25 protein-coding genes are annotated in these 23,348 nt (G+C 43.9%); 11 read left to right on the top strand and 14 right to left on the bottom strand.

Annotation, left to right across the window (positions count from 1 at the left end; genetic code table 11):
* The 5 genes from ADG03_RS08590 to ADG03_RS08570 all read right to left on the bottom strand — a co-directional run bounded on the left by ADG03_RS08590 (position 1) and on the right by ADG03_RS08570 (position 4,301).
* Positions 1-759, bottom strand: coding sequence for a CPBP family intramembrane glutamic endopeptidase (locus ADG03_RS08590; RefSeq protein WP_049471855.1), 759 nt, complete (start codon positions 757-759; stop codon positions 1-3).
* A gap of 122 nt (positions 760-881) precedes the next feature.
* Complete coding sequence (locus tag ADG03_RS08585) at positions 882-1,547, bottom strand: potassium channel family protein (RefSeq protein ID WP_049471856.1); 666 nt, start codon at positions 1,545-1,547, stop codon at positions 882-884.
* 9 nt (positions 1,548-1,556) lie between these two features.
* On the bottom strand, positions 1,557-2,939 hold the full coding sequence (locus ADG03_RS08580) for a TrkH family potassium uptake protein (protein WP_049471857.1): 1,383 nt from the start codon (positions 2,937-2,939) through the stop codon (positions 1,557-1,559).
* A 31-nt stretch (positions 2,940-2,970) separates the two neighbouring features.
* A complete protein-coding gene (locus ADG03_RS08575) occupies positions 2,971-3,735 on the bottom strand; it encodes a nucleoside phosphorylase (RefSeq protein ID WP_049471858.1) in 765 nt (254 codons plus the stop codon).
* Complete coding sequence (locus ADG03_RS08570; RefSeq protein ID WP_024055061.1) at positions 3,732-4,301, bottom strand: sugar O-acetyltransferase; 570 nt, start codon at positions 4,299-4,301, stop codon at positions 3,732-3,734. The genes ADG03_RS08575 and ADG03_RS08570 overlap by 4 nt, the downstream gene beginning before the upstream one ends.
* A gap of 177 nt (positions 4,302-4,478) precedes the next feature.
* Between ADG03_RS08570 and ADG03_RS08565 the strand changes: the two genes are divergently transcribed.
* Together ADG03_RS08565 and ADG03_RS08560 are read left to right on the top strand one after the other, a co-directional pair.
* On the top strand, positions 4,479-5,222 hold the full coding sequence (locus ADG03_RS08565; protein WP_049471859.1) for a DeoR/GlpR family DNA-binding transcription regulator: 744 nt from the start codon (positions 4,479-4,481) through the stop codon (positions 5,220-5,222).
* Positions 5,223-5,234: 12 nt separating this feature from the next.
* Positions 5,235-6,044: a Cof-type HAD-IIB family hydrolase gene (locus ADG03_RS08560; protein WP_049471860.1), complete on the top strand. Its 810-nt coding sequence runs from the start codon at positions 5,235-5,237 to the stop codon at positions 6,042-6,044.
* Between the two features lie 90 nt (positions 6,045-6,134).
* Here ADG03_RS08560 and ADG03_RS08555 read toward each other — a convergent pair whose 3' ends face one another.
* Positions 6,135-7,082 (bottom strand): AEC family transporter, encoded by a 948-nt coding sequence (locus ADG03_RS08555; protein ID WP_023919058.1) that lies wholly within the window; start codon positions 7,080-7,082, stop codon positions 6,135-6,137.
* 83 nt (positions 7,083-7,165) lie between these two features.
* The gene (locus tag ADG03_RS08550; protein ID WP_049471919.1) at positions 7,166-8,791 is read right to left on the bottom strand and encodes a malolactic enzyme; all 1,626 of its coding nucleotides are present in this window, start codon (positions 8,789-8,791) and stop codon (positions 7,166-7,168) included.
* A 391-nt stretch (positions 8,792-9,182) separates the two neighbouring features.
* Here ADG03_RS08550 and ADG03_RS08545 point away from each other — a divergent pair, with 391 nt between their 5' ends.
* From ADG03_RS08545 to ADG03_RS08530, 4 genes are all read left to right on the top strand, one after another.
* Positions 9,183-9,533, top strand: coding sequence for a helix-turn-helix domain-containing protein (locus ADG03_RS08545; protein ID WP_003008684.1), 351 nt, complete (start codon positions 9,183-9,185; stop codon positions 9,531-9,533).
* 111 nt (positions 9,534-9,644) lie between these two features.
* Positions 9,645-10,505, top strand: coding sequence for a LysR family transcriptional regulator (locus ADG03_RS08540; RefSeq protein ID WP_049471861.1), 861 nt, complete (start codon positions 9,645-9,647; stop codon positions 10,503-10,505).
* A 300-nt stretch (positions 10,506-10,805) separates the two neighbouring features.
* Positions 10,806-12,224, top strand: coding sequence for a VWA domain-containing protein (locus tag ADG03_RS08535; protein ID WP_239667167.1), 1,419 nt, complete (start codon positions 10,806-10,808; stop codon positions 12,222-12,224).
* Between the two features lie 149 nt (positions 12,225-12,373).
* Positions 12,374-15,085 (top strand): DEAD/DEAH box helicase family protein, encoded by a 2,712-nt coding sequence (locus tag ADG03_RS08530; RefSeq protein ID WP_049471863.1) that lies wholly within the window; start codon positions 12,374-12,376, stop codon positions 15,083-15,085.
* Positions 15,086-15,143: 58 nt separating this feature from the next.
* Here ADG03_RS08530 and ADG03_RS08525 read toward each other — a convergent pair whose 3' ends face one another.
* Both ADG03_RS08525 and ADG03_RS08520 read right to left on the bottom strand, forming a co-directional pair.
* Entirely contained in the window at positions 15,144-16,181 is a 1,038-nt protein-coding gene (locus tag ADG03_RS08525; protein WP_049471864.1) for a zinc-binding dehydrogenase, read from the bottom strand.
* A 78-nt stretch (positions 16,182-16,259) separates the two neighbouring features.
* Positions 16,260-17,165, bottom strand: coding sequence for a cation diffusion facilitator family transporter (locus ADG03_RS08520; RefSeq protein WP_024054599.1), 906 nt, complete (start codon positions 17,163-17,165; stop codon positions 16,260-16,262).
* 132 nt (positions 17,166-17,297) lie between these two features.
* Here ADG03_RS08520 and ADG03_RS08515 point away from each other — a divergent pair, with 132 nt between their 5' ends.
* Genes ADG03_RS08515 through ADG03_RS08505 form a run of 3 tightly spaced genes read left to right on the top strand, consistent with a single transcriptional unit; the run spans position 17,298 to position 18,690 of the window.
* Positions 17,298-17,837: a TetR/AcrR family transcriptional regulator gene (locus ADG03_RS08515; protein ID WP_239667168.1), complete on the top strand. Its 540-nt coding sequence runs from the start codon at positions 17,298-17,300 to the stop codon at positions 17,835-17,837.
* A 15-nt stretch (positions 17,838-17,852) separates the two neighbouring features.
* Positions 17,853-18,323 carry an HXXEE domain-containing protein gene (locus ADG03_RS08510; RefSeq protein ID WP_049471866.1) on the top strand — a complete coding sequence of 157 codons (471 nt, stop codon included), beginning with the start codon at positions 17,853-17,855 and terminating at the stop codon, positions 18,321-18,323.
* A 34-nt stretch (positions 18,324-18,357) separates the two neighbouring features.
* On the top strand, positions 18,358-18,690 hold the full coding sequence (locus ADG03_RS08505) for a hypothetical protein (protein ID WP_049471867.1): 333 nt from the start codon (positions 18,358-18,360) through the stop codon (positions 18,688-18,690).
* Positions 18,691-18,735: 45 nt separating this feature from the next.
* Here the strand turns inward: ADG03_RS08505 and ADG03_RS08500 are convergent, their stop codons facing one another.
* On the bottom strand, positions 18,736-19,674 hold the full coding sequence (locus ADG03_RS08500; protein ID WP_049471868.1) for an AEC family transporter: 939 nt from the start codon (positions 19,672-19,674) through the stop codon (positions 18,736-18,738).
* 224 nt (positions 19,675-19,898) lie between these two features.
* On the opposite strand from ADG03_RS08500, the gene ADG03_RS11710 reads away from it, so the two are divergent.
* A complete protein-coding gene (locus ADG03_RS11710; RefSeq protein WP_173018768.1) occupies positions 19,899-20,060 on the top strand; it encodes a hypothetical protein in 162 nt (53 codons plus the stop codon).
* A 14-nt stretch (positions 20,061-20,074) separates the two neighbouring features.
* The gene (locus ADG03_RS11940) at positions 20,075-20,203 is read left to right on the top strand and encodes a hypothetical protein (protein WP_002878297.1); all 129 of its coding nucleotides are present in this window, start codon (positions 20,075-20,077) and stop codon (positions 20,201-20,203) included.
* A gap of 81 nt (positions 20,204-20,284) precedes the next feature.
* Here ADG03_RS11940 and ADG03_RS08490 read toward each other — a convergent pair whose 3' ends face one another.
* The 4 genes from ADG03_RS08490 to ADG03_RS08475 are packed head-to-tail and all read right to left on the bottom strand — an operon-like array spanning position 20,285 to position 23,277.
* Positions 20,285-21,085, bottom strand: a complete 801-nt coding sequence (locus ADG03_RS08490; protein ID WP_049471870.1) for an energy-coupling factor ABC transporter ATP-binding protein — start codon at positions 21,083-21,085, stop codon at positions 20,285-20,287.
* Positions 21,072-21,908 carry an ABC transporter ATP-binding protein gene (locus ADG03_RS08485; RefSeq protein WP_049471871.1) on the bottom strand — a complete coding sequence of 279 codons (837 nt, stop codon included), beginning with the start codon at positions 21,906-21,908 and terminating at the stop codon, positions 21,072-21,074. The genes ADG03_RS08490 and ADG03_RS08485 overlap by 14 nt, the downstream gene beginning before the upstream one ends.
* The gene (locus ADG03_RS08480; RefSeq protein ID WP_192832128.1) at positions 21,884-22,675 is read right to left on the bottom strand and encodes an energy-coupling factor transporter transmembrane component T; all 792 of its coding nucleotides are present in this window, start codon (positions 22,673-22,675) and stop codon (positions 21,884-21,886) included. Before ADG03_RS08480 ends, ADG03_RS08485 begins: the two co-directional genes overlap by 25 nt.
* Positions 22,675-23,277 (bottom strand): hypothetical protein, encoded by a 603-nt coding sequence (locus tag ADG03_RS08475; RefSeq protein ID WP_003008715.1) that lies wholly within the window; start codon positions 23,275-23,277, stop codon positions 22,675-22,677. The genes ADG03_RS08480 and ADG03_RS08475 overlap by 1 nt, the downstream gene beginning before the upstream one ends.
* Between the last annotated feature and the right edge of the window lie 71 nt (positions 23,278-23,348).

The raw sequence follows: 23,348 nt of genomic DNA, 5'->3' as shown, positions 1-23,348 counted from the left end.
TCAACTTCCCCAATTGATCAAGAGATACATAAGACTCGAGCCAAACATATCTGCCAAGGCATGCATGAGGAAAAATGGCAAGAGATTCTTGACGACCTTCTTGTACATGAAGTAATAAAAGAGTCCATAAATGACGCCAATCACAAGGGCCCAGAGAAGCCCCTGATAGGTGTGGAAAGAAAAACGGATCAGGGTTGAAAAGGCCAGCGCCTTCCATTTGTTCTTCTCACTTACCGAAGTCATTAAGCCCAAAAAGAAAAATTCTTCATAAAATCCATTGAGCAAACCATAAGCAATTGCCATGGGACTCAGAGCCATGAACTTATGGAGGATCTGCATGGGATCGATATAGGGCCAAAGACTCGGACTTAGGTAATTGTATTCACCCGAGACTGTTGAAATCACATCCCCAAAAAGTCCCATCGCTGCAAAGAGCAGGGGCACCCAGATCAAGGTGGACCACTTAAAGCGGATCGGCAATTGTTTAAAATCAAAGCGACGAAGCAGCAAGTAAAGAAGAGCTAGAGCCAGTAAGATCAACTGCAAGGTCATATTGCTCGAATAAGCAGCTCCTTCACTTGCAGTATTGCTACTGTTTGTGGCTACTGCAGTCTGCGCGACTGGCTGAAAACTGGCTAAAAACAGCTGGGTCGAGCGGATAATGAATTGCCCAAAAAGAATGGCTGTCACAATACCAATATCAAACCATTTGAGTTCTTTTAAGGGCTGTTTGGGTCGTATTCTGTTAAAAAATATCATCTTTCATCCTTCTATTCCCACAATGGAAGTATTTTTGTTTCTCTTACTTTAGCAATCAATACTTAAAGAAGAGTTAACCTAGAGAAGAAAAAAACGACCTTTGGGCCGTTTCCATTACACTATTAGTCTAACAAATCTTGGATTCTATCTAAATATTGGTTGTCTGTCACTGCCATCACGCGCACCCCTTCAGGCCAGATAAAGTCGGGACCAATCTGAATATGAAGCGGTTGGTCTTCCGCATCTCGATAGCCGATAATATTGAGATGGTACTCCTCTCTGACAGCCAAGTCCTGAAGGCTTTTTCCTACCCAGCTAGCTGGAACCGTAAACTCAGCCACCACCACTGCTTCATCCAACTGGAAGACTTCAATCCCGTGTTGGAAGAGGATCATCTTAGCTAGAGACATCCCCGCTTCTACCTCTGGTAGGATGACCAAATCAGCTCCAATCTTCTCAAGGACTTCCTTGGTCACTTCATTCTTGACCTTGGCAATGACGTGCTCGACGCCAAGTGCCTTACAGTGCATGACCGCCAGGACACTTGATTCCAAGTTTTCTCCCGTCGCAATGACGACTGTGTCACAGTTCCCAATATCTGCCGCATCCAAGAGGTCCATTTCCGTAATGTCTCCAACAATCCCAGTTGTAATCATAGGTTCATACTGGTTGATCACATCTTCATGATCGTCAATTGCAATGATATCCACATCCTGGTCCTGCAGGGTTTTTAAGACACTCTGTCCAAAAATCCCTAATCCCAGAATTCCAATGGTTCGATTTGCCATAAGTCTCTCCTATCCGATAATGATGTCTGCCTTGGCATATTGCAAGGCATCTGCTTTTTTGGCTTTGTAATTGTTCAAGCTGACCATAAGGGTCAAGGGGCCGATCCGACCGATAAACATGAGCACCATGATGATGCCAAGTCCCGCTCCATTTAAGGTCGAGGTCACATTGGCCGTTACGCCCACTGTCGCTAAAGCTGATACCACCTCAAAGACCAGGTACAGAAAACGTTGACCATCCGGCGTCACAAGACAAAGACCAAAGAGACCCAGGATAAAGGTCAACTGGAAAATCACTGCTGTGCCCAAAGAACGTTGGACCAAGTCTGGTGCGATGGTTCGTTTTCCTAAATTGGTATGTGGCAACCCCAGCAATTCCTTGCGCGCTAAGAGGATCAAGACCAAGAAGGTGGTGATCTTCATCCCTCCTGCTGTCCCACCTGGTGCACCACCTAAGAACATCTGGAGGATATAGACAAAGAGTGTCACAGGTCGGACTGCTGTATAATCCAGTGAGGCAAAGCCAGCCGTCCGCATACTGACCGTTTGGAAGAAGCTGACCAAGATCTTCTCTCCCAATGGAAGGGACCCAATGGTTGCCGGATTATTAAACTCGGTCAAGAGGCTGGTTACTGTCCCAAAGAGGAGAATCGCAGCTGTTAACCAGAGAACCACCTTGGTATGAAAGCGAAGAGTCCGTCGTCCCGATTGGTTGCGGGCCTTGGTGGCTAGGTCAAACCAGACCATGAAGCCCAAGCCTCCGGTAATGATCAGAGCAGATAAGGTCAGATTGACCAACCAATCGGTCTGGAAACTCATCATACTATCGCCCCCAAAATTATCAAAGCCTGCATTACAAAAGGCGGAAACTGCGACAAAGATGGAGTTAAAGATCCCATGGCCCCAGCCAAAGCGAGGAATAAAGCGAGTCATGAGGAGCAAGGCCCCGACACCTTCGATGGTAAAGGTGGTAATAAAGATGGAGCGGACAAAACGGGTCAAGCTTTGATTATTGCTAAAGCTAAAGCTGTCCCGAATAGTCTGCCGGTCCTTGAAACTGAGCTTTTGGCGACTTTCCATAAAGAAGAGACCAATAAAGGTCAAAATCCCTAGGCCCCCAATCTGAATCAAGAGCATACAAATCAATTGCCCCCAGCCATTATAGGTCGAAGCCACCGACTGGGTAAAGAGCCCTGTCACACAGACCATAGAGACCGCGGTAAAGAGGTGGTCGATGTAGCCTGCTGTTGAGCTTACTTGCTGGACAAAGGGCAAACTCAGTAAGAGAGAGCCTATCAGGATAACCAAGGCAAAGCTGAGAAAGATCCGCCTTGCTGGAGACAAGCGAGTCAATTTGGCCCGCCATTGTTTAAAATATGATTTCACTAACATAGCTTCATTGTATCATAAAAAGAGAATAGACCTACAAGTAATGAACCATTTCTAGGCATAATTCTAAGGCCTTCTCAAATGCTTCAGAGCCCCAGTCACGCTGGTCATAATTTTCCAGATCTGCAAGAGAATCTGCGGTAAAGAGAAGCAAGCCCCAAATTGCCTCACGAAGCTGGGCGACTGCTGCAAGCGATGCACACTCCATCTCCACCACACTACACCCTTCTTCAATCCGATAGGCCACCTTGTCAGGCGTTTCCCTATAAAAGCCATCGGTCGACCAGGTCATGACCTCTTGATAAGGAATTTCTTTTCCTTTCAAGACCGTTTCAATAGCGGTCAGTGCACGACTATCCACTTCGATATAACGGGAAGGCGCTACATAATGGTAACTAGCTCCCTCATCTCGCAAGGCCTTGGTCGGGATTAAAAAAGCATTTTCTTCTATGTCCACCAAGACCCCACAGCTACCTGCCGATATAATCTTCTTCACCCCATAGCCAATCAACCAATCCATGAATTGGGCAGCAGCTGCAGATCCAACTGGCGCTTGGGCCAAGCAGATTTCCTCTCCTTGGTGCTCCATGACATAGACCGGATAGGTCTTGGTAGCTGAGACAAAGCTAGCTACTTGTTTGGCTCCGACAGCTTTGGCAAAGCGCTCAATCTCATCCTCCAGGAAAGCATACACACATTTTTCAGGTAGGTGCAGATCAAGTCCCTCATGGGTCGGCATAATGACTGCCTGCGGGTTGTCATCAAACTCTAAAATAGGAATTTCATGTTTATGGATCATCGTTTCTCCTTTTTGACGGGTATTTCTTTGATGACACGGGCTGGATTTCCTGCAAGGACCACATTGTCTCCAAAGGATTTTGTGACCACTGCTCCTGCGCCAGCGACCACATTGTCACCCAGCGTGACACCAGGGAGAATGGTGACCCCTCCTCCTGCCCAGAAATTGTCCCCAATCGTAATCGGAGCTCCGTACTCGAGACCAGAATTGCGCTCGTCTGGATCCAGTGGGTGCAAGGGTGTCAAAAATTGGCAATTGGGACCAATCATGGCATTCTTTCCAATCGTAATGGGACAGATATCCAACATGGTCAAATTGTAATTGGCATAGAAATTTTCTCCCAGATGGATATTGACCCCATAATCTACAAGAACCTGTCGATTAAGATAGAGGTTTTCACCGGTTGAACCAAACCACTCTTTGATGATAGCTGCCCCTTTTTTAGGATCCACCTCTTGGTTAAAAGCTTCTTGTTTCTCCCGAGAGGCTTTTGCCAAAGCCCGTAATTCAGGGTCCGCAGGTCTATAATAGTCACCCGCAATCATTTTTTCATATTCACTGGCCATAAGGAAACCTCCACGTTATTTTGACATATTATAGCAGAATTTCCCCTTTAAAACAAACGTCAGAATAAGGCTTTACAAGAAAAACGATCATAAATACTTAAAGATAATTAAAAACACTTGCATTAACTTAATAAATGATGTAGAATATAGGCAAGAACAGAAACAAGGAGCGATCTCATGTATCAGGAACAACGACTCGAAAAAATATTAGAACTCTTAGAAGAGCGAAAACAGCTATCGGCTAAAGAAATGGTCGACTATTTCAAGGTCTCAAAAGATACCATCCGTCGAGACTTCGCTCTCCTTAGCCAACGCCAGCTGGTCCGCAGGACCCACGGTGGGCTCCTTCCCTTAAACAAAGAACCTGGCCCTTCTTATCTAGACCGTAGTCAAAAGGCTAACAAGGAAAAGACTACCATGGCTCAAAAGGCCCTGCAATTGATCCAAGATGGACAAGTGATCTTTCTCGACGTTTCCACCTCGATGACCCTGCTTGCTGGCTTGCTTAACAAGGAAGTCACAGTCTATTCGCATTCCCTTGACAATGCCATCCAGCTCAGTAGCCATTCCCAGGTTGACTTTCATCTTTTAGGAGGAAAATTCTACCCTAAAAACCGCTTTTACTATGACGCGAATCAAGCACAAATACTGGACAATCTTCGCTTTGATCTCGCTTTTTTTGGAGCGAGTAGCTTAGCCAATGGTGAAGTCACCTTTGAGGATGCTGAAGACGTTGCAGTCAAATCCCTCGTCTTTGAACGATCTCGCACCAAGATCCTTGTGGCAGAAACTTCTAAATGGACGAAAAATGCCAACTACTATCTTGCTCGTCTCAAGCAATTTGATTATTGGATTACCGACCAAAAACCAAGCCCTGAAATCCTGAAACAAGTCGGCAACGAAACCACTATTCTCTATTAGGAGGTAATCTTTATGTCTCACATTCGTCTCATCATCAGCGATATCGATGGCACCATCTTAAATGACCACCATCAGATCGATCCACAGTTAGCATCATTGATCCCGGATTTAAAGCGTGAAAAGATTCCTTTCGTGCTGGCCTCTGCTCGCTCTCCAAAAGGGATGGCACCCATTGCCAAAGAGCTCGGCATAGAAGACTGTCCTATGGCCTGCTACAATGGAGCCTTAATCCAAAAAGGAGAGCAGGTTCTGTTTGAGCATCCCTTAGACAAGATTGAAGCCCGTCAATTTATTGATTGGGCCAACCAACACTTCCCTCAAGTTTCGATCAACCTCTATAGTGGAAAAGACTGGATGACCGATCATCTCGACCAATGGAGCCAAGAGGAAGCCCGGATTACAGGGGAAAAACCTCATATTCTCCCCCTATTGGATCCTTTGCTGGATACGACAAAGCCCCTCCACAAATTGCTCTTAATTGGAGAACCAGAAGAGATCCAAGCCCTCTATCGCACGATTTCTACCAACGACTTCCCTTCTACCGCCTTTTATCTCTCCAAAGCCAACTACCTAGAAGTTACTGCTAAGCACGTCTCTAAAGAAGATGCTCTGGTTGAGCTCGCCAATCACTACCACTTAAGCTTAGAAGAAGTCCTCACCCTGGGGGACAACTTCAATGACCTTCCTATGCTCAAAAAAGCAGGCATCGGTGTCGCTATGGGCAACGCTCCGCAAGAGGTGAAAGACGGAGCAGCAGTCGTGACAAAGACCAACAATGAAAACGGGGCTGGGCAAGCGGTTGAAACCTATGTGTTGATCTAGTCATCCGTTTAAAAAGGACGTCGAGTATAATACCCGACGTCCTTTTTAACGAATGTATAGCACTAAAACTACATCCTTTTCATATAAATGCTATCCCAACAATGTCTGCAGAATTGGAACCACAATCACAAATAAGACTGTGCTGAGAGTGACCACATTCGTTGAAAACTCAACATCGCCTTTACCTTGATTGGCAAGGATAGGAAGAACTGCCAAGGCTGGTGTTGCTGATTGAATCATAAAGGTTCTAAATTCTGGTGCCACCATATTTGGAGAGAAGAACTTCAGAACCAAGAGCATGATGACTGGTGCAAGAATAAAACGACCAACCAGTGTGATAATGGTATCTTTATCAAAGCGAATCGTCTTAAGTCCTGCCTTAGCTAGGACGATACCGATATAGACAAGAGATAAGGGCGTTGTTAAACTACCAATATAAGTCAAGGTACTTTCCGCAAAACTTGGAACAGGAATACGCAACACCAAAAAGACGAGGGCTACGAGAAAACCTAATAAAGGAGCTGGGAAAAGCTTCTTCCAATTAAATTTTTGAGCCTGTTTTGAAGCCCCTTCTTTACTATCAGAAGTCATCAGATAGACACCTAATGTCCAAGTAGATACTGTATTTGTAATATAATAAACCAAGAAGTAAGGAAGGGCTTGATTTCCAAACAAAGCGATATTTAAAGGCAAACCAATAAATATGGTATTGGCATTAACAAAGGTATTAATCATAGTCCCTCGACGACCTGGGCGCACTTTAAAAACTTTCACTGCGATAAAGGCCGCTAGGTAACCAAGAATGAAGGCGATAAACGTGTACAACAAACCGCCAGACAAGCTAATCAGCTTATCTAAAGTTAAATATTTAAGAACAGAGGTGAAAATTGCAACAGGCATGGCCACGTTCATAATCAGTTTAGATAGGTCATTTCCGAAGCTCTCTTGAAACCAACCGCGGACTTGCAAGAAATAACCAAGAATGATGATGACGATAATGGGTACAATACTCTGAATTGACGTTAAAAAGATTTCCATAGTCTCCCTTTCTATCTAACAGGACATACAAGAAAAGGTGTACGAGGCATCCAGTCGCACTCGTACACCTCCATTAAATCTACTTATTTATATTCTGGATACCATTTCAAATCACGAACTGCTTTAGCCATATCTGTTTCTTGAGCACGCGCAAGACCTTGTTCTTGCGCTTTTTTAGCAACTGCTTCTGCTACTTTGATAGAAACATCAGCTACATACTTGAATGGAGGCAAGACTGGTGCTCCTGGTTCGCCTGGATTGACAATACCACTCAATGAATGTGCGGCTGCTCCAATCATTTCATCCGTCAACAGACTCGCTTCAGAAGCTAGCATACCAAGTCCAAGACCTGGGTAAATCAGGGCATTATTCGCTTGACCAATCACGTAGTCCACCCCTTTATAGGAAATCGTACCAGCTGGAATTCCTGTTGCAACAAATGCTTTTCCGTCTGACCATTCGATCAAATCTTTGGCACTTGCTTCAGCTAGTTTGGTTGGGTTTGACAATGGGAAAATGATAGGACGTTCAGTGTTTTCACACATAGCTTCTACAATTTCTTTTGTGAAAGTATTTGGCTGAGTTGAAGTTCCCACAAGAATGGTTGGCTTAACCGTCTTCACCACTTCAAGAAGGTCCGTCAACTGATCTGCATTGGCAAAATCAGAACGTTTCTTAGCAAATGGTTTTTGTTGCGGCGTTAAGTCATCCATATCATCAAAAAGGAGACCTTGTTTGTCGACCATAAAGAAGCGTTTATAAGCTTCTTCTTCAGGTAGACCTTCACTAACCATTTCACGAAGGACACGAGAAGCAATCCCTGCACCAGCAGTCCCACCACCATAGCAGAGATAAACTTGATCCGTTAATTTTTCACCTGTAATATCCAATGCCCCAAAGATCCCACCTAGGGTAACAATACCAGTTCCTTGGATATCATCGTTAAAGGTTGGGATTTGCTTCCGGTATTTTTCAAGGATGTTAGCAGCATTTAAGCGACCAAAATCTTCCCAGTGCAGATAGAGTTTAGGGAAGAGGTGTTCTGCAGTTTGAACAAATTGATCGATAAAATCATAATAACGATCTCCACGCACACGTTCGTGACGATTTCCTAAGTAATTAGGATTGTTACGCAATTCTTCACGGTTGGTACCTGCATCAATGACCAAAGGAAGCACCGTTGAAGGATCGATTCCTGCAGCTCCAGTATAGACCATCAATTTCCCAACAGAAATATCAACACCATTTGTACCCCAGTCACCAATACCGAGAATACCTTCTGCATCTGTCACAACAATAAGACGAATTTCACGGTCCCCTGCTGCATTTTTCAAAGTTGCTTCGATATTTTCAGGATGATTGATATCAAGATATGCGGCATATTGTGGATCTACAAAGAGATCGCTATACCCTTCAATGGTATCAGCAATAGTTGGATCATAGACAATTGGATTAAACTCTTCCAAATGTTGAGCAAATAGGTAGTAAAATAGAGTACGATTTGTATTAAAAATTTCCATTAGGAACAAACGTTTTTCCAAATCATTAACCTTTGTTTGCATTTGCGCATAAGTTTGCGCTGCTTGTTCTTCAATAGTTTGGACGTAAGGTGGCAGGAGGCCAATGAGACCTAGTTGCTTACGTTCCTCTAAAGTAAAGGCAGTTCCTTTATTGAGGAAAGGGTTGTTTAAAATATCATGTGCAGTCATCATGTGACCTCCTTATTTAGTTTATTCTATTATAACACTTTTTCTTTAAATGACACTTTGTTATCTATATGATACAATATGAATAAATCAGTCAATGAAAGTTCAGGCGATACAACCGAAAATGATGCGATTTCAAAAGATAACAAAATAATAGGCTTATCCATCACTTCCTAGATCGTCATAGTCATCTCTTAAAAAAGCCTGTTCCTTTCCACCTTTTAGAAGGTTATTCTCATCCAAAGATCCACTGTTTTCAGGTATTCTTTTTTCTACTTATGATGATCAATACCTATAAAAGCCATAGATAATAAATCCAAAATATGTTTGTTATAAGATACTTTGTTTTGTTTAAGGTGTTATTTTTGTCATTTAAAACTTGTATTCTGGTTACATGAAAACAAAACATTATTTACAACGGTATATAGCGCAAAAGGTCAAATATTTGCGAAAAAAACAAAACATGAGTCAAGAGGAGCTATCGGAACGGGCAGATCTTGGATTAAAATACATCAATCAATTGGAAAATCAAAACGTGAATCTGACCATTCACAGTCTTGAAAAAGTCATTTCTGCTCTTGAGTTAACGCCTGAAGAATTCTTCAATTTTAATTCACTTGAATCATCTTCAGATCCTAACGACAATCTTTCACTTAAGAGAGTAAATATGAAAATTAAGCAACTTCCAGTTGGAAAAAGGGAGAAGATCCTAACGATTTTCGAAGATCTTTTAGATAGCCTTTAATTGTCCTCTGACTCACCTCAGATTGTAACAAACAAAAAATCATATAGTCAAATTAGCTATCACGGATAATTTTTGCTTATCCATGTCTGTCTATTTTGAAGAGGGAGCCCAATGAATCTTAAGGACTTTTATTATTTTCTTGATCTTAGTCAACAGCAATCCTTTACTGGGGTTGCCCAAAAACACGGGATCAGTCAACCATCCGTTTCCTATGCGATTAAACGACTAGAAAAGGAATTTCACTGTCCATTAATCGCGCACGATCCTTCTCATCGTACTTTCAAATTGACGCCCCAAGGAGAAATCTTGCTACGACATATTCAAAAGGTCTTACCTGAGATTCAAGGGGCCAAAAAAGAGATCCTCCGGAGTCTCTCTCAATTCAATACGGTTGGTTTCCCACCAATCATCATTGACTATCTTGTCCGAAAACAACCCGCCTTTATCAGTAATGTTGCAGCTCTTCAAAGTATCCATCCTGTCCAAGAAGGATCTGTCGAACTTTTAGAAATGCTTTCCAAAGGGGAACTAGATGCTAGTTTTTTAGGGAGTTTGGAACCGATTAAAGATCATCGCTTCCAGGTAAGAGAAATAGCCAAACGAGATCTCTTCTATATCCTTCATCATAACCATCCACTAGCCTCCAAAAAAGTATTACAATTTTCAGACGTCATCGATGAAGATTTTATCATTCCAGATGAGCACTTTGTTCATTTAAAAGCCTTTGAACAGTTGAATGAGCGCTATCACCATGAGGCTACACCCTTCTTTCAGACGGATGATATTCAGCTTCTAAAACAACTCCTTCGTAAACAAGTGGGGATCAGTTTACTAGCAGATGGTGAAGAAGAACTGATCGCGATTCCGATGGCAGAAAGTGAACGGATTAGTTTTTACGTTTCACTAGTTGAACCGAAGGAAAGTAATCTCAAACCAGAGGTCATCCAATTCTTTGAAAAATTACTAAACTAATCGTAGTCTTTGTTCTTAGTGCTAATGCAGAAACATAAAAAAGTGACTAGCTAGTATTTTTTACGACTAAAAAATAGAGTAGAAATGCCGATAAAATAAGGATTCCTGCAAATTTGTGGGAATCCTATTTTCTTTTGCATGTTTTGTATATTTAAATTATTATGTGAATATTTTTCTTGTTCGGCTTTTTATCAATAACTAGAGATATAAAAGTCGGCAAAAGCCTTGATTATTATACCGTTGACAAGTTTTTCAAAAACCTGTATGATAGAAAAAAGTTTATTAAAAAGGGGACGTATTTTGAAAAAATATACTATTTCACGTAAACAAACTTTAACTTTAGCATCCGTTGTTTTAGGAACTGTCTTCACAGGAACGACTATTGCTTCAGCTGATGACGTTGCACCTAGCACAACCCAAGCTGCTCCTGCAGCTACTACAGCCACAAAATCACCTATCACGGCTGCAACAGAAGAAATCAACGCCAAAGCCAATACACCAGTTGTTCCTGCTGATAAAGCAAAAACTGGGGATATCATCGCTGTGGACGTCAAAAAAACTGGCCCATCTGCTAAAACAGACGGTGCAGACACCACCACTACTTCAACAGCAACCATCAAAACGACTAGCTTAGCAGATCCAAACACACCTGTTGGCACTTCAAAACCGGTCTCATCTACTAAGACAGCTACATCAACCAAGGAAACAGCGGACTACACTGAGACAACAACTGAAACAGTTAATAAAACAACTGTAGTCGAAGTGACAAAAGAAGCCGATGTGGTCAATAAAAAAGAAGTTCAAGCAACATCAGACATCGTCTTTGTCATTGACAAATCAACTTCAATGGATTCTCACATCAGGGATACGATGAAGAATGTCGAGACCTTCGTTCGTAATCTATCGGCAAAAAATATTCAAGCTCGTTTAGGATTGGTTGAATACGAAAGAGCTAGTGAAGTTAAATACCATGATTTCAATGGATCTAAGTTCACAAGTGATCCAGAAAGTTTCATTTCTGCTTTGAAAACCATCAAAACTAAAGGCTACTATGAAAATGCTACTGTTCCATTGCATCATATCGCTACTTCAGGAGACTACAACTGGGGGACTGGGGCAAACAACCATCGCTTTGCTTTCTTGATTACAGATGAGGACATTGATCTTACAAAGGATACACCAACAAAAGAAGCGACACTGAAAGCCCTTCAAGATGCTGGTATCTCTTTGACAGTGGTTGGTGAAACACGTGAAAAAAAAGACTTTGATCCATTGGTCAATGGAACAAATGGTCTCTACCTAGATATCGACAAAAACTTTGCTAACTTGTTGAACGTTCAATTTGCCAATAAAGTCGTTGAAACCGTCCAAAAAGGTCGTGTCTTCAAGGTACAAACAGACAAGTATGAGTTGATCTCAAAAACTCATCGTGTGGCGAAAGCAAAACCACAAACACCTAGCATCCAAACGCCTGCAACACCGACTCCTACTCCTCAAAAACCGGCTGTTGTAACCCCTGCGAAACCGACCGTATTCACACCGGCTAAAAACGAGCCTGTGAAAACGGAAGTTTATATCGCACCAGCAGCTCTTCCTCAAAAAGAAGCAAGCCTTCCAAATACAGGAAGCAAGACCTCAATTGCTTTGACGACTCTAGGTCTTGGTCTTCTTAGCATGGGTGCTGCCTTTGGCCTCTCTCGTAAAACAAAGAAAGACTAACATGAAAAGCCTAATCCGTTGATTGGGCTTTTTATCACTCAAAATTTCCCCTTTGCTATTTTCATTAGAAAGCGGAAATCTTCAACTTCTACCAAGAAATTCTTGTCCTCCGCTATGATATAATGGGGACAGTACAAGGGAGGAAACCAATGTTACAAGAACTAGCCTTTACAGGCCAATGGAGACGCTATCAAAAACGCGTTCTCGATAAGAGTGACGCTTTTATGGCGGATGGCCATCTGCATTTGGTAGCAGCGCCTGGCTCTGGAAAAACAACCCTGGGAATCGAATTTATCAGACGCTTCGGCCAGCCAACCCTGATCTTAGCTCCTACGGTCACCATTCGTCAACAATGGGTGGACCGGATTATCCAAGCATTCTTGAAAGATGAAAGCCAGGCAGAGCAACTGATCTCTCAGGACCTCAAACATCCTAAGCTAATTACAGTGGCTACCTATCAGGCTCTACACAGTGCCATGAACCAAGTCGTCGGTCAATCGCAAGCTGAGGATACCGATGACCAGGCAGAGATTGAAACATTTGATTTCAAAGGCTTTGATATCTTTACTACTTTCAAAGACATCTCACTCGGGACCCTTTGTTTAGATGAGTGTCACCACTTGCGCAATGAATGGTGGAAGAGTTTGGAAGCCTTTCGTCAAGCCTTCCCTGACTTAAAGATGATCTCCCTCACCGCTACCCCTCCCTATGAAGGAGACCCTGCCCTTTGGGATCGCTATATCCGCATGTGTGGTGAGATCGATGAGGAAATTACGGTTCCCGAATTGGTCAAGGAAGACACCCTTTGTCCCCACCAAGACTATGTCTACTTTGCCTTTCCAACCAAGGAAGAGCAAGAGCAGTTGGATGCTTTTAGCCAACAAAAGAATGCTCTCTTGCAGCAACTGACTTCAGATCCTCTCTTTTGCCAATACCTCCAAACCTGCCAGGCCTTATCTGGTCAGATCAGTGATGATGAGCTACTCAATGAGCCCAAGTATCTCTCTGCTACCCTGATCTTTCTTCGAAGCAAGGGAATCGCCTTTCCCAAACGTTTCCAGGACCTTTTAGGAGCCAAGAAACTACCTACTTTCACCCTGGACTGGCTTGAAATTCTCCTGCAAGGTCTGCTCTTTCAAGTGCCTCACTGGTACAATCTACCTGAGGAATACGAGAAGCAAGTCCTCCATGAACTAAAAGCAGCCAGCTTGATCGATCGAAAACAAGTTAAACTTGTCCGCAACAAAAAACAAGACCTTCTGCTCAACCAATCCCTCGGAAAACTCAATGCCGTTCGTGAGATTTTCAAGGCGGAATACCAGGCGCTTGGAAGCCGACTACGCCAACTGGTCCTAACAGACTATATCCGCCAAGACTTTGAAGTTCATCTCGGGGATAAGGACACCCAATTTACTCAATTGGGAGTACTCTCTTATTTCGAATCCATTCGCAGGGAAAGCTTAGAGCAAGCAACTCCTCCTGCCATCGCTGTCTTAACAGGCAGCAGCATCATCATCCCGACGGTCGCTAAGCCTAGATTAGAAGAGCTTCTAGGAGAGAATCGATTGACTTACCAAAGTGTCGGCCAATTATCTCCTGATGACTTTCTCAAGGTTCGCTTGATCGGTTCTCAACATGATTTGGTGACAGCTGTGACCCAGCTCTTTCAAGAAGGGCTTATCCAAGTCGTCATTGGAACCAAGTCACTTCTAGGAGAAGGCTGGGATGCTCCTTGCGTCAACTCCCTAATCCTAGCGAGTTTTGTCGGCAGTTTTATGCTCAGCAACCAAATGCGAGGTCGTGCCATCCGAGTGTGGCCCCAAGATCCAAATAAGACCAGTAATATCTGGCATCTAGTCTCCATCAATCTTTCTCTAAAGAAATGGTATGAAAAGTCCGATCTTGAAAAGGAAGAAATCGAAGCCATCACTGATCAGTTGAAAGAATACAGTCCTGATCTGGAGCTCTTAGAAAGACGGATGAAGCAATTTTTAGGTCTCCATTACAAGGAGCCCTTCATCGAATCCGGTATCGAACGTTTAGCCTTTGACAATATCCGCTATACCAAAAAACAGTTGCAAAAACTCAATGAAGAAACCTTAGAGCGCTCCACTCATCGTCAAGAGCTCCGAGACGGCTGGCAAAAAGCCCTGCCGATTCTGGAGAATATGGAGATTGCAAATGAGGTCCAAGTGGATAAACACTTCCTGCCCCTGGCCCTATTTTTTGACGCCAGAAAGCTAGCTCGTTGGCTGACGGCCGCCGCTTTGACCGATGCTTTCGCCAACCTGATTTACTATTCACATAGAGGAGGGAATACAGCGTCTCTAATTCTTATAGTCGTCTTAGCTGTTCTCGCACTCCTTGCTTGGCTCCGCTACTATCTCTATAAGAGTCCTTATAAACGATTAGAAGTTTTTGGCCAGGCCATTCACCAAGCCCTGCTTCTTTCTGGGCAGATCCAGACTCAAGCAACCCGCATCCAAGTCGTACGAGATCGAAAGGATGCCATCAACACGCTGATTTATTTGAAGGGCGGAACCATGCGGGAGAAGGAACTCTTCTCGCAAACCATAATCGAATTCTTCGCACCGATTGAAAATCAGCGCTATATCTTGAAAGCACAGGAAAAGGTATCCGATCAAACAGAATATTTCGCTGTACCAAGCCTCTTTGACAAACGGAAAGAGGATGCCCAAGCCTTTGTGGAGCAAATCCGAAAGAGTCTGGGCAAGTATGATCTCGTCTATACCCGAAGTGCGGAAGGTCGCGCCATTCTCCTAGATGCTCGCATCAAGGCCTTAGCTAACAAACAAGAGCGTACCTTCTCCAAGAAACAAGTGATGTCGGATTTGAAATAAGAATTTATTTCACAATAAAAGAAAAGTCTAGTAGTTTCATTTCTACTAGACTTTTTCATTACTCAATGATAATCATAGCCTTAATAGTCTTGCGTTCATCCATGTCTTTATAAGCCTGATTAATCTCATCCAAGCTGTAGCTATTAGTAAAGACACGACCCGGATTGATATCGCCATCAAGAACTGCTTTTAACAAAACTTGTTTATCATAAGTAGTAACTGAGGCTGCTCCACCTGCCACCGAAATGTTTTGGGCAAAGGTCGAACCAAGGGCACGGTTATTGTAGTGAGGAACGCCGACAAATCCCATGCGCCCTCCATTGTGAAGAACACCAAGGGCTTGGTCTACGGCTGCTGCGGTACCCACACATTCAAGAGCCGCATCTGCTCCGCCGCCGAGGATTTCACGGACCTTGGCAATCCCTTCTTCACCACGCTCAGCCACAACAGCTGTCGCACCTGACTCCAAGGCCATTTGTTGACGGTCTTGGTGGCGACTCATGAGGACGATTTGCGATGCACCACGCATCTTAGCTGCGATCACCGCACATTGACCCACGGCACCGTCCCCAATGACCACGACTTTGTCACCTTTTTGCACATCTGCTACACGCGCCGCATGATAGCCCGTCGGCATAACATCTGCTAGTGTCAAGAAGGATTTGAGCATGGCTTCTGTATAATCAGATGGTTGACCTGGAATCTTGACAAGGGCCCAGTTAGCATACTCAAAGCGCATGTACTCTGCTTGAACCCCATCAGACCAGTTGGTGCCGATATGGCGGTCACAAGTCCCATCATAGCCAGCACGACAGGCATCACACTCCCCACAACCATGGGTGAAAGGCGCGATGACAAAGTCTCCTGGTTTGACCGTGGTAATGGCCTCACCGATTTCTTCGACAATCCCAATAGCCTCGTGGCCACTATTTTGATGCCCCGCTTCAATATCAGGATTGCGGTAACTCCAGAGATCGGATCCACAGACACAGGTGCGAACGATGCGGAGAATGACGTCATCTGGCGCTTCGATGTGTGGACGTTCTACTTCTACTAGACCCACTTGCCCAGCTTTTGTATAGACTGTTTTCTTCATAGGATTAACCTACCTTCTATTGCTTACTTATCTATAGTATACACTTTTTATCGAGCTTCTACTTATACCAAGTCGTCATTAATGATGGTGATGATCATGCCCATGATGTTGATCCACTTCCAGCTCCTCGATATTGCGCTTGTGGGCTCGATGAGTTGCTAAGTCTTCGTCAACCTCAATAGTGACGTTTTGAAAGCCGCAATCTTTGAGCAAGGTACGAATCGCTTCTTTACAAACCTCCATGTGGTTGACATGCTCTAGACAAACATGGACAATGGCGTTTTTTTCCAAGCCATCCATGGTCCAAAGATTGAGCTGGTTAATACTAGCGACATGGTCCAACTGCTCCAAATCACTCTTGACTTGCTGGATATCCACTCCTTCTGGCACAGCATCCAGGAAAATCTTGAGCGTGCTCCAAAAACGTGGAATGGCTTTTGACAGAATAAAGATGGAAATGGCAAGAGATAAGAGCGGATCCAGAATATACCAATCGGTAAATCGGAGAACAATGGCCATTAAGATGACAGCCACCCAACCCAAGGTATCTTCCAGAAAGTGCAGGCTGAGAATGGATTCGTTCTTGGTTTGCCCTTTGCGAATGACGAGACTCGCTAGCACATTGATGCTGACGGCAATAATTCCAAGCCAGAGAATGCCCTCATCGTTGACAGGTTGTGGGTGAACCAATTTCGTTATATTTTCCAAAATAACCAGAACGGACCCTGTCATAAGAATCACAGCTGTTACCATGGCCCCTAAAAGGCTAAAACGCTTGTAGCCCAAGGTATAGCGGCTATCTTCTTCACGATTGGAAATACTCTCCAAAAAGGCGGAGATCCCAATAGCGATCGCATCCCCCAAGTCATGGACCGAATCCGCAAGGACCGCACTGGATCCAAAAATCCCTCCTGCAATAAACTCAACAATGGCATAACTCAAATTCAAGAAAAAAGCGATCCAGACCGCATGTTTTGTCTTCATAATCCTATTTCCTTTGTTATAATAGATTCATGAACATCATGTTCATTATCATTATCTAACATTCACAACAGAAAGGATAGGGGCAAACCGTTTAGGGTGTACGTTACTGAACAGTTTGTTCGAAGTGTCCATATGACAGCACAGGATCGTCGCATCACCAAAACTCGAAAAGCCATCTATCAGGCTTTCTTACACTTACTCAACCAAAAAGACTACGAAGCCATCACGGTTCAGGAAATCATTGATCTTGCTGATGTGGGGCGTTCGACCTTTTACAGCCATTACGAGAGCAAGGAATTATTGCTAGATGAACTCTGTCAAAAACTCTTTCACCATCTCTTTGAGCGTGCTGAACACCTCTCCCCACAAGACTACCTGGCCCATATCTTTCAGCATTTCAAGAAAAATCAAGACCATGTAACCAGTCTCTTGCTCTCTAAAAACGATTATTTTATACGGCAACTGCGAAAAGAACTAGAACACGATGTCTACCCAATGGTAGCCGACGAACTCATCCAATCGTACCCTAACATTCCCCACTCCTATCTCAAACACCTGGTCGTCAGCCATTTCATCGAAACCCTCAGCTGGTGGTTGAAAAAAGGCAAGTCCTACACCGAACAAGAAGTGATCGAGTTTTATTTGGAGATTCTAAAAGTGAGCTCGAACTAGAAGGGAGTATTTTCAATGTCCAGCGTGCAATTTTACTTTCTATTTCCATCACTCTTCATGCTTCACGAACTGGAAGAAATCGTTTGGATGCCATCCTTTGTCAAAAAAATATCAATCCAGTATCCAAACAATCGAATCCTATCTTATTACACTCCTTTTGCTTTCAATGCCATTGTCTTGGAGCAATTTCTCATCCTAATGACATCGCTATATCTTAGTTACCAGTTTAACAACTATAGCATTTACGCAAGCATCATAATCGCTTATATCTACCATGTCTTAGGACATCTGATTCAGACAGTCGTTATTCGAAAATATGTGCCTGGATTGTTGACGGGGATTCTAACGAGTTTGTTTGCTCTTTACAATCTCAAAAATGAATTTCCAATTAAACTTTATGGTTACTCTCTTTTTACCTTATTGGTTATTATTTTAAATCTTGTAGTATCATTTATGATTCTTCATAAAATCAGTCATAAAAAATAGTACTCAGGCAATCATATCTTAGAAAGGAAACCCTATGTTCTTCCCCATTCTTCTCGGCTTTTTGACAGCCTTATTTGCCCTTGCTTTTGCTCTTCTTCACTTATTAGCTTCTCTTACTGAAGTTAAAAAAGGGAATCACACTCTAGGAAATACATTTCTCCTCATCGGAAGTTGCCTTGCGACTGTATCTCTCATCCTCTACTTCTTTTTACCGATTGTCGCTCTAGTTCTTTGGATGATTGGCTGTGGTTTGATTTGCTACGGGGCCTATTGGAATGGCAAGCACAAAGAAAACTTCAAACCAGTTCATCATGTTATTCGAGTAAGTATCGCTCTGTTCCTTACCATCTTGTTAGCTCTCATATAAAAAAGCTCAGGTTTTTTCAATGAAAACTTGAGCTCTTTTTATTTATTAAGCCATCAACAGCATGAGAATAGGGATCACCACCATGGTTGCAAGGGTCGTCTCTGTCACCATGACCGCTGCATAATCACTATCAGCTCCGTAGAGTCTGGCAACAACTGGCGCATTGGTCATCACAGGCATGGCGGACTGGATGATAAAGACTTGCTTCATCAGGTTTGGAAGAGGCAACCAGTAGACGATGGAAGCCATCAAGAGAGGGGCAACCACGAAGCGACCTAGTAGAATGAGTAGCTGATCTTTTCCCAGAACCAACTGCTTCACACCTACATGAGACACTGACAAACCGATGAATATCATGGATAAGGGGGTCGTTAAATTGCCCAGATACTGCAAATCACTGGCTAGAAAGGCTGGCATCTTGATCTGCAGCATCACAAAGACTAACCCTAAGAGAAAGCCCATCAGGGGCGGAGAAAAGACTTTTTTCAGACTGGTTTTAAGATCAAACTGCGCTTCTCCCTCACCATCCCGCTGAATCAGATAGGTCCCCAAAGTCCAGAAAAAGGTCGTATTACACATGTAATAGATCAAAACATAGGGAATGCTGGCATCTCCAAAGAGGGCTTGGTTAATGGGGAGTCCCACGAAGATGGTATTGGAGTTAAAAAACATGGAAATAAAGAGGCCACGACGGTCCTGTCTTACTGCAAAGATCCTTGCTACCCCTGTCGCGATGCCAAGTAAAATAACCATAGACAGGGCAGGAAATCGCAAGGCTGGCAACATTTTAAGTAGATCTGCTGCTGTGAAGCGTTGCGTAATGGTGTAGAGCATATAGCAGGGAAGAGCAACTTGAATGACCAATTTAGCGAGTAGGCCACGCGACTTGTCATCGAACCAGCCTTTTTCACCAATGATAAAGCCCACTAAAATCATGCCCAGGATGACGAGAATCCCTGATATGCTCCTCAAAAAGATGTCCATGTTCTCCCCTTTTCTTTTTTAAATTTGAACTAAAAAAAAACATTTTTTACAAGTCTCAAAAACTACTCTAGTATATCATAAAAAGAGGTGGGGCAACATGCCCAACCTCATGCATTTTATTAATTGTCACTAATACCCCTTCTTAGCTGCCTTACTCCATTGGTACCAACCAACGAGACTGTTGATAAAGAAAATCAAGAAAAACCAATAAAATGGTGGGGACTATGGCGAAAATAGATGATTCAGTTAAAAAGAAAGTTCCAGAATTGCGATTTAAAGGATTCACGGATGAATGGGAACAGCGTAAGTTGGGAGACAAAGTTCGAATAGTGATGGGACAGTCTCCTAATTCAGAAAATTATACTGATGATCCTAATGGGCGCTAAAAATGTGAAGACCTATGAAGACCTATTTTGTATTAGTCAAACAAAAGATCCAAAAGAAATGGTATATGATTATGACCATGAAACAAAGTAAAATCAAACCGAGTGATCTGAGGAAGCACCCGATGATCATGAAACGTTATTAAACACAAAAGTCACCCATGTGAGTTCTTGCCAGAAGCTGAAGTTAATCCTTCAACCTGGAAAACCCGCAGAGGTGACTTTTTCTATACATCTCGATTTTTCTGGTAATAATCATTAACCGATAAATATGTCTGTGAATCACCCAGCGACTCCGCTATGTCCATAATCCGCGGTGGTAGTAATCCCACTCGCTGGACAAGTTCGTGATCGCTGAACAATTCCCGTGGACTGCCGGCGAAGCCAAACTTCCCGTGTTCCATAACATACACCGACTCAAACTCGGCGGCGACCCAATCCATGTCATGGGTGATGGTCACAACTTGGTGGCCCGAATCAGCCAACTGATGGAAAATTGCGGTCAACTTGCGACGGCTTTCCCAATCAAGCGACATCATCGGCTCATCAAATAAATAAATCGCCGGATCCACTGCCAAAACTGTGGCAACGCTTAACAGCTTGCGTTCCGACAATGACAGGTCATATGGACTTTCCGCTGTTTTATCATCCAAGCCAACTCTTTTTAGAGCCGCTAAAGCCCGCCTCGTAATCGTGTCGCGGTCATCCATGACCTGCGCGACACTCCACTCCACCTCTCGTTGAACGGTCGGGTTGAAAAGCTGATCGTCAGGATTCTGAAAAGTAATCCCAACCTTCAGTAACTTTTCGACTGGTTTAAGATCATTAAAATTTTCTCCATCGATCTTAATCACACCGGTTTGTGGTGTCAGCAAGCCCGTCAACAATTTGAAGAGCGTTGATTTGCCGGCACCATTTTGGCCGACAATCGCCACCATCGGATCGGCGAAGTGTTTGTCTTCAACATCCAAGCTAAAGGACCGTTCCGGATAAGTGAACGTCAGGTGATTCAGTTCAATTGTGGACATAAAAAACCTCCTTCAGTTCAGCGTCATTCACCGGATACCGGCCATCAGCCAAGTGCCAATCCATTTTTTGAGCAAGTTGCTGGATTGTCGGGGCTGGAATCTGCCAGTCAGCCGCCAAATGATTAAACACCTCACCCGGCCTGCCCTGGGCTACCATTTGACCCTCGTGCAGCACCCACACAACGTCGGCGACTTCGCACAAATCGTCAATTTCACTGGTGACAATGAAGACAGTCGTCTCTTTGACTTGGGCCAGCCATTGGAAAAATTGTCGGCGGCCAAGGGGATCCATCTGACTGGTCGGATCATCCATAATCAAAACAGCCGGGTTAGCCGCAATCGCCGTGGCAATTGCCAACCGCTGGATCTGACCACCGGAAAGGCTCTCGGGACGCAAATTCAGCTGTTCAATCAGCCCCATTTGCGTGGCAACTTCTTCAACCCGTTTTTGAATCAGTCCTTCAGCCATTCCCTGATTAATCAAGTCAAAGGCGATTTCATCGGCAACCGTGTCTGCCAACCCGCTTAGTTGGCCAGCTGGATTTTGCAGTACAACTCCATTCATGGCATTATAAACGGGCCAATTGTCGGACACTCGCTGGCCAAACATGTGCCAGTCGCCCTCAATCTCAGCAGACACCATTTTGGGAATGACCCCTGCCAGCACATGGCACAAAGTCGATTTGCCGGAGTGGCTATTCCCGATAATCCCAACCACCTGGCCGGTATGAACCTCCGCGTTAATCTGACGCAGTTGTGGTTGCTCAGTACCCGGATAACGGGTGGTCAAATTTTCAATTACAATCCGTTTATCTTCGTCCATATCTTCCACCCAATCAATAAAATTGCCAATCCAGTCAGACCAATGTGCAGCGTCCGCGACAGGCGATACACGCGCTGGGAGGTTCTGACAGTCCGGTTGAGATTATCAAAACCTCTCAGTTGGAGAGAAATCGACCGCGCCATCGATTGATCCAAGGTCTTAATCACCAATGGAATTAGAACCGGCAGGACTGACTTTAATTTCTGAATCAACGTTTTTTGCGGATTGGTTCCGCGAACTTTTTGTGCCTGCTGGATTTTCCGCATATTGCGCATCATTTCCGGCAAAATATAACACACCGACATCAGAACGTAGACGGTTTTATAAGACAATCCGGACAGTTCCAAATAGGCCGCGTTTTCTGAAATACTCGTGGTCACCATAAAAAAGCCACTGGTCAAAATAATCACCAATACTCGACAACCCAGTGTGGTGGCGTAAATCAGGCCTTCTTTGTAGAACGACACCCCAAGCACAGAAAACAGCACAGTTTGATTCCGACTGTAAAATAACCCTTGGATGATCAGCATGGTGCAAATCAGAAACAAGCTGAATCCCAGCGCCTTAAAGATGGTAGAACTCAATTTGGAAAATAACAATAGCAGTGTTGCGACAAGAATTAATCCGGCCTGAAGCAATAAATTCATACTGGCAAAGCTCAACAACGTCATGTCCACGATGAACAAGAGCTTAGTAATCGGATCGATCACCTGGTACCACTTGAGCTTGACCCGTGGCGCTCCAGAAATCAATGTTTGATCAGTCATCATTTATCACCGCTAAAGAAGTGCACCATCCGCTTCGGCAGCTGACGATAGATGAAGAAGGCCAGGTAGGCCACGCAGACTTTATCCAAAATATCCAAGACAAACTCATCGATAAATGAGGCCAGCCACACTGGTGCATGATTGGCGACCATTACCGCAAACAATGAGTCACCCCAAGCGATACCGGTCTGACCACCCCAAAAGATGACGTTGAGTGGCGTTGAAATGACAGCTGAAACGATGGCAATAATAATAGCAGAAACAAATACTCGTCGCGCTGACGAGAACCACCCATTGGCGTGCAAAACTCCGACAGCAATCCCAATTCCGATGCTGGTAATCGCATACACGGTTGAAATTGGCGATAAGGTCAGCCCATAGATCACGTTGTTGATGAAACCACTGATGGCACCGGCAACCGGCCCAGCCAACATGCTGGCAAGAAAGGTTCCCAAAGACCCCAGCCAAACGGGCAACTTTAACCCCTCCGCCAAGGCTTTGGCAACATAGTTAATCCCCACGGCAGCGGGAATCAAAGTCATGGTGGCAGCACTTAACTTAAATTTCCACATACTGGTACGATGAATCGGTTCTGTTTTCATAATCTTCTCCTTTTGTTTTTAAAGAGCCGTGTCTGTTTAGACTTTCGGACGCAACGCTCTATAGATTTTTG

The sequence above is a fragment of the Streptococcus parasanguinis genome (assembly GCF_001069785.1).
Taxonomy (GTDB): Bacteria; Bacillota; Bacilli; order Lactobacillales; family Streptococcaceae; genus Streptococcus; species Streptococcus parasanguinis_T.
This window is presented reverse-complemented; position numbering and strand designations above follow the sequence as displayed.

Bases quoted from the DNA above. Each gene is read 5' to 3' on its own strand.
- ADG03_RS08570 (WP_024055061.1), bottom strand. From the start codon at position 4,301: ATGGCCAGTGAATATGAAAAAATGATTGCGGGTGACTATTATAGACCT.
- ADG03_RS08550 (WP_049471919.1), bottom strand. From the start codon at position 8,791: ATGACTGCACATGATATTTTAAACAACCCTTTCCTCAATAAAGGAACT.
- ADG03_RS08485 (WP_049471871.1), bottom strand. From the start codon at position 21,908: ATGGACGAAGATAAACGGATTGTAATTGAAAATTTGACCACCCGTTAT.
- ADG03_RS08560 (WP_049471860.1), top strand. From the start codon at position 5,235: ATGTCTCACATTCGTCTCATCATCAGCGATATCGATGGCACCATCTTA.
- ADG03_RS08530 (WP_049471863.1), top strand. From the start codon at position 12,374: ATGTTACAAGAACTAGCCTTTACAGGCCAATGGAGACGCTATCAAAAA.
- ADG03_RS08580 (WP_049471857.1), bottom strand. From the start codon at position 2,939: ATGTTAGTGAAATCATATTTTAAACAATGGCGGGCCAAATTGACTCGC.
- ADG03_RS08475 (WP_003008715.1), bottom strand. From the start codon at position 23,277: ATGAAAACAGAACCGATTCATCGTACCAGTATGTGGAAATTTAAGTTA.
- ADG03_RS08520 (WP_024054599.1), bottom strand. From the start codon at position 17,165: ATGAAGACAAAACATGCGGTCTGGATCGCTTTTTTCTTGAATTTGAGT.
- ADG03_RS11940 (WP_002878297.1), top strand. From the start codon at position 20,075: ATGAAGACCTATTTTGTATTAGTCAAACAAAAGATCCAAAAGAAATGG.
- ADG03_RS08515 (WP_239667168.1), top strand. From the start codon at position 17,298: ATGACAGCACAGGATCGTCGCATCACCAAAACTCGAAAAGCCATCTAT.
- ADG03_RS11710 (WP_173018768.1), top strand. From the start codon at position 19,899: ATGGCGAAAATAGATGATTCAGTTAAAAAGAAAGTTCCAGAATTGCGA.
- ADG03_RS08510 (WP_049471866.1), top strand. From the start codon at position 17,853: ATGTCCAGCGTGCAATTTTACTTTCTATTTCCATCACTCTTCATGCTT.
- ADG03_RS08490 (WP_049471870.1), bottom strand. From the start codon at position 21,085: ATGTCCACAATTGAACTGAATCACCTGACGTTCACTTATCCGGAACGG.
- ADG03_RS08480 (WP_192832128.1), bottom strand. From the start codon at position 22,675: ATGACTGATCAAACATTGATTTCTGGAGCGCCACGGGTCAAGCTCAAG.
- ADG03_RS08590 (WP_049471855.1), bottom strand. From the start codon at position 759: ATGATATTTTTTAACAGAATACGACCCAAACAGCCCTTAAAAGAACTC.
- ADG03_RS08505 (WP_049471867.1), top strand. From the start codon at position 18,358: ATGTTCTTCCCCATTCTTCTCGGCTTTTTGACAGCCTTATTTGCCCTT.
- ADG03_RS08540 (WP_049471861.1), top strand. From the start codon at position 9,645: ATGAATCTTAAGGACTTTTATTATTTTCTTGATCTTAGTCAACAGCAA.
- ADG03_RS08555 (WP_023919058.1), bottom strand. From the start codon at position 7,082: ATGGAAATCTTTTTAACGTCAATTCAGAGTATTGTACCCATTATCGTC.
- ADG03_RS08500 (WP_049471868.1), bottom strand. From the start codon at position 19,674: ATGGACATCTTTTTGAGGAGCATATCAGGGATTCTCGTCATCCTGGGC.
- ADG03_RS08585 (WP_049471856.1), bottom strand. From the start codon at position 1,547: ATGGCAAATCGAACCATTGGAATTCTGGGATTAGGGATTTTTGGACAG.
- ADG03_RS08565 (WP_049471859.1), top strand. From the start codon at position 4,479: ATGTATCAGGAACAACGACTCGAAAAAATATTAGAACTCTTAGAAGAG.
- ADG03_RS08575 (WP_049471858.1), bottom strand. From the start codon at position 3,735: ATGATCCATAAACATGAAATTCCTATTTTAGAGTTTGATGACAACCCG.
- ADG03_RS08525 (WP_049471864.1), bottom strand. From the start codon at position 16,181: ATGAAGAAAACAGTCTATACAAAAGCTGGGCAAGTGGGTCTAGTAGAA.
- ADG03_RS08545 (WP_003008684.1), top strand. From the start codon at position 9,183: ATGAAAACAAAACATTATTTACAACGGTATATAGCGCAAAAGGTCAAA.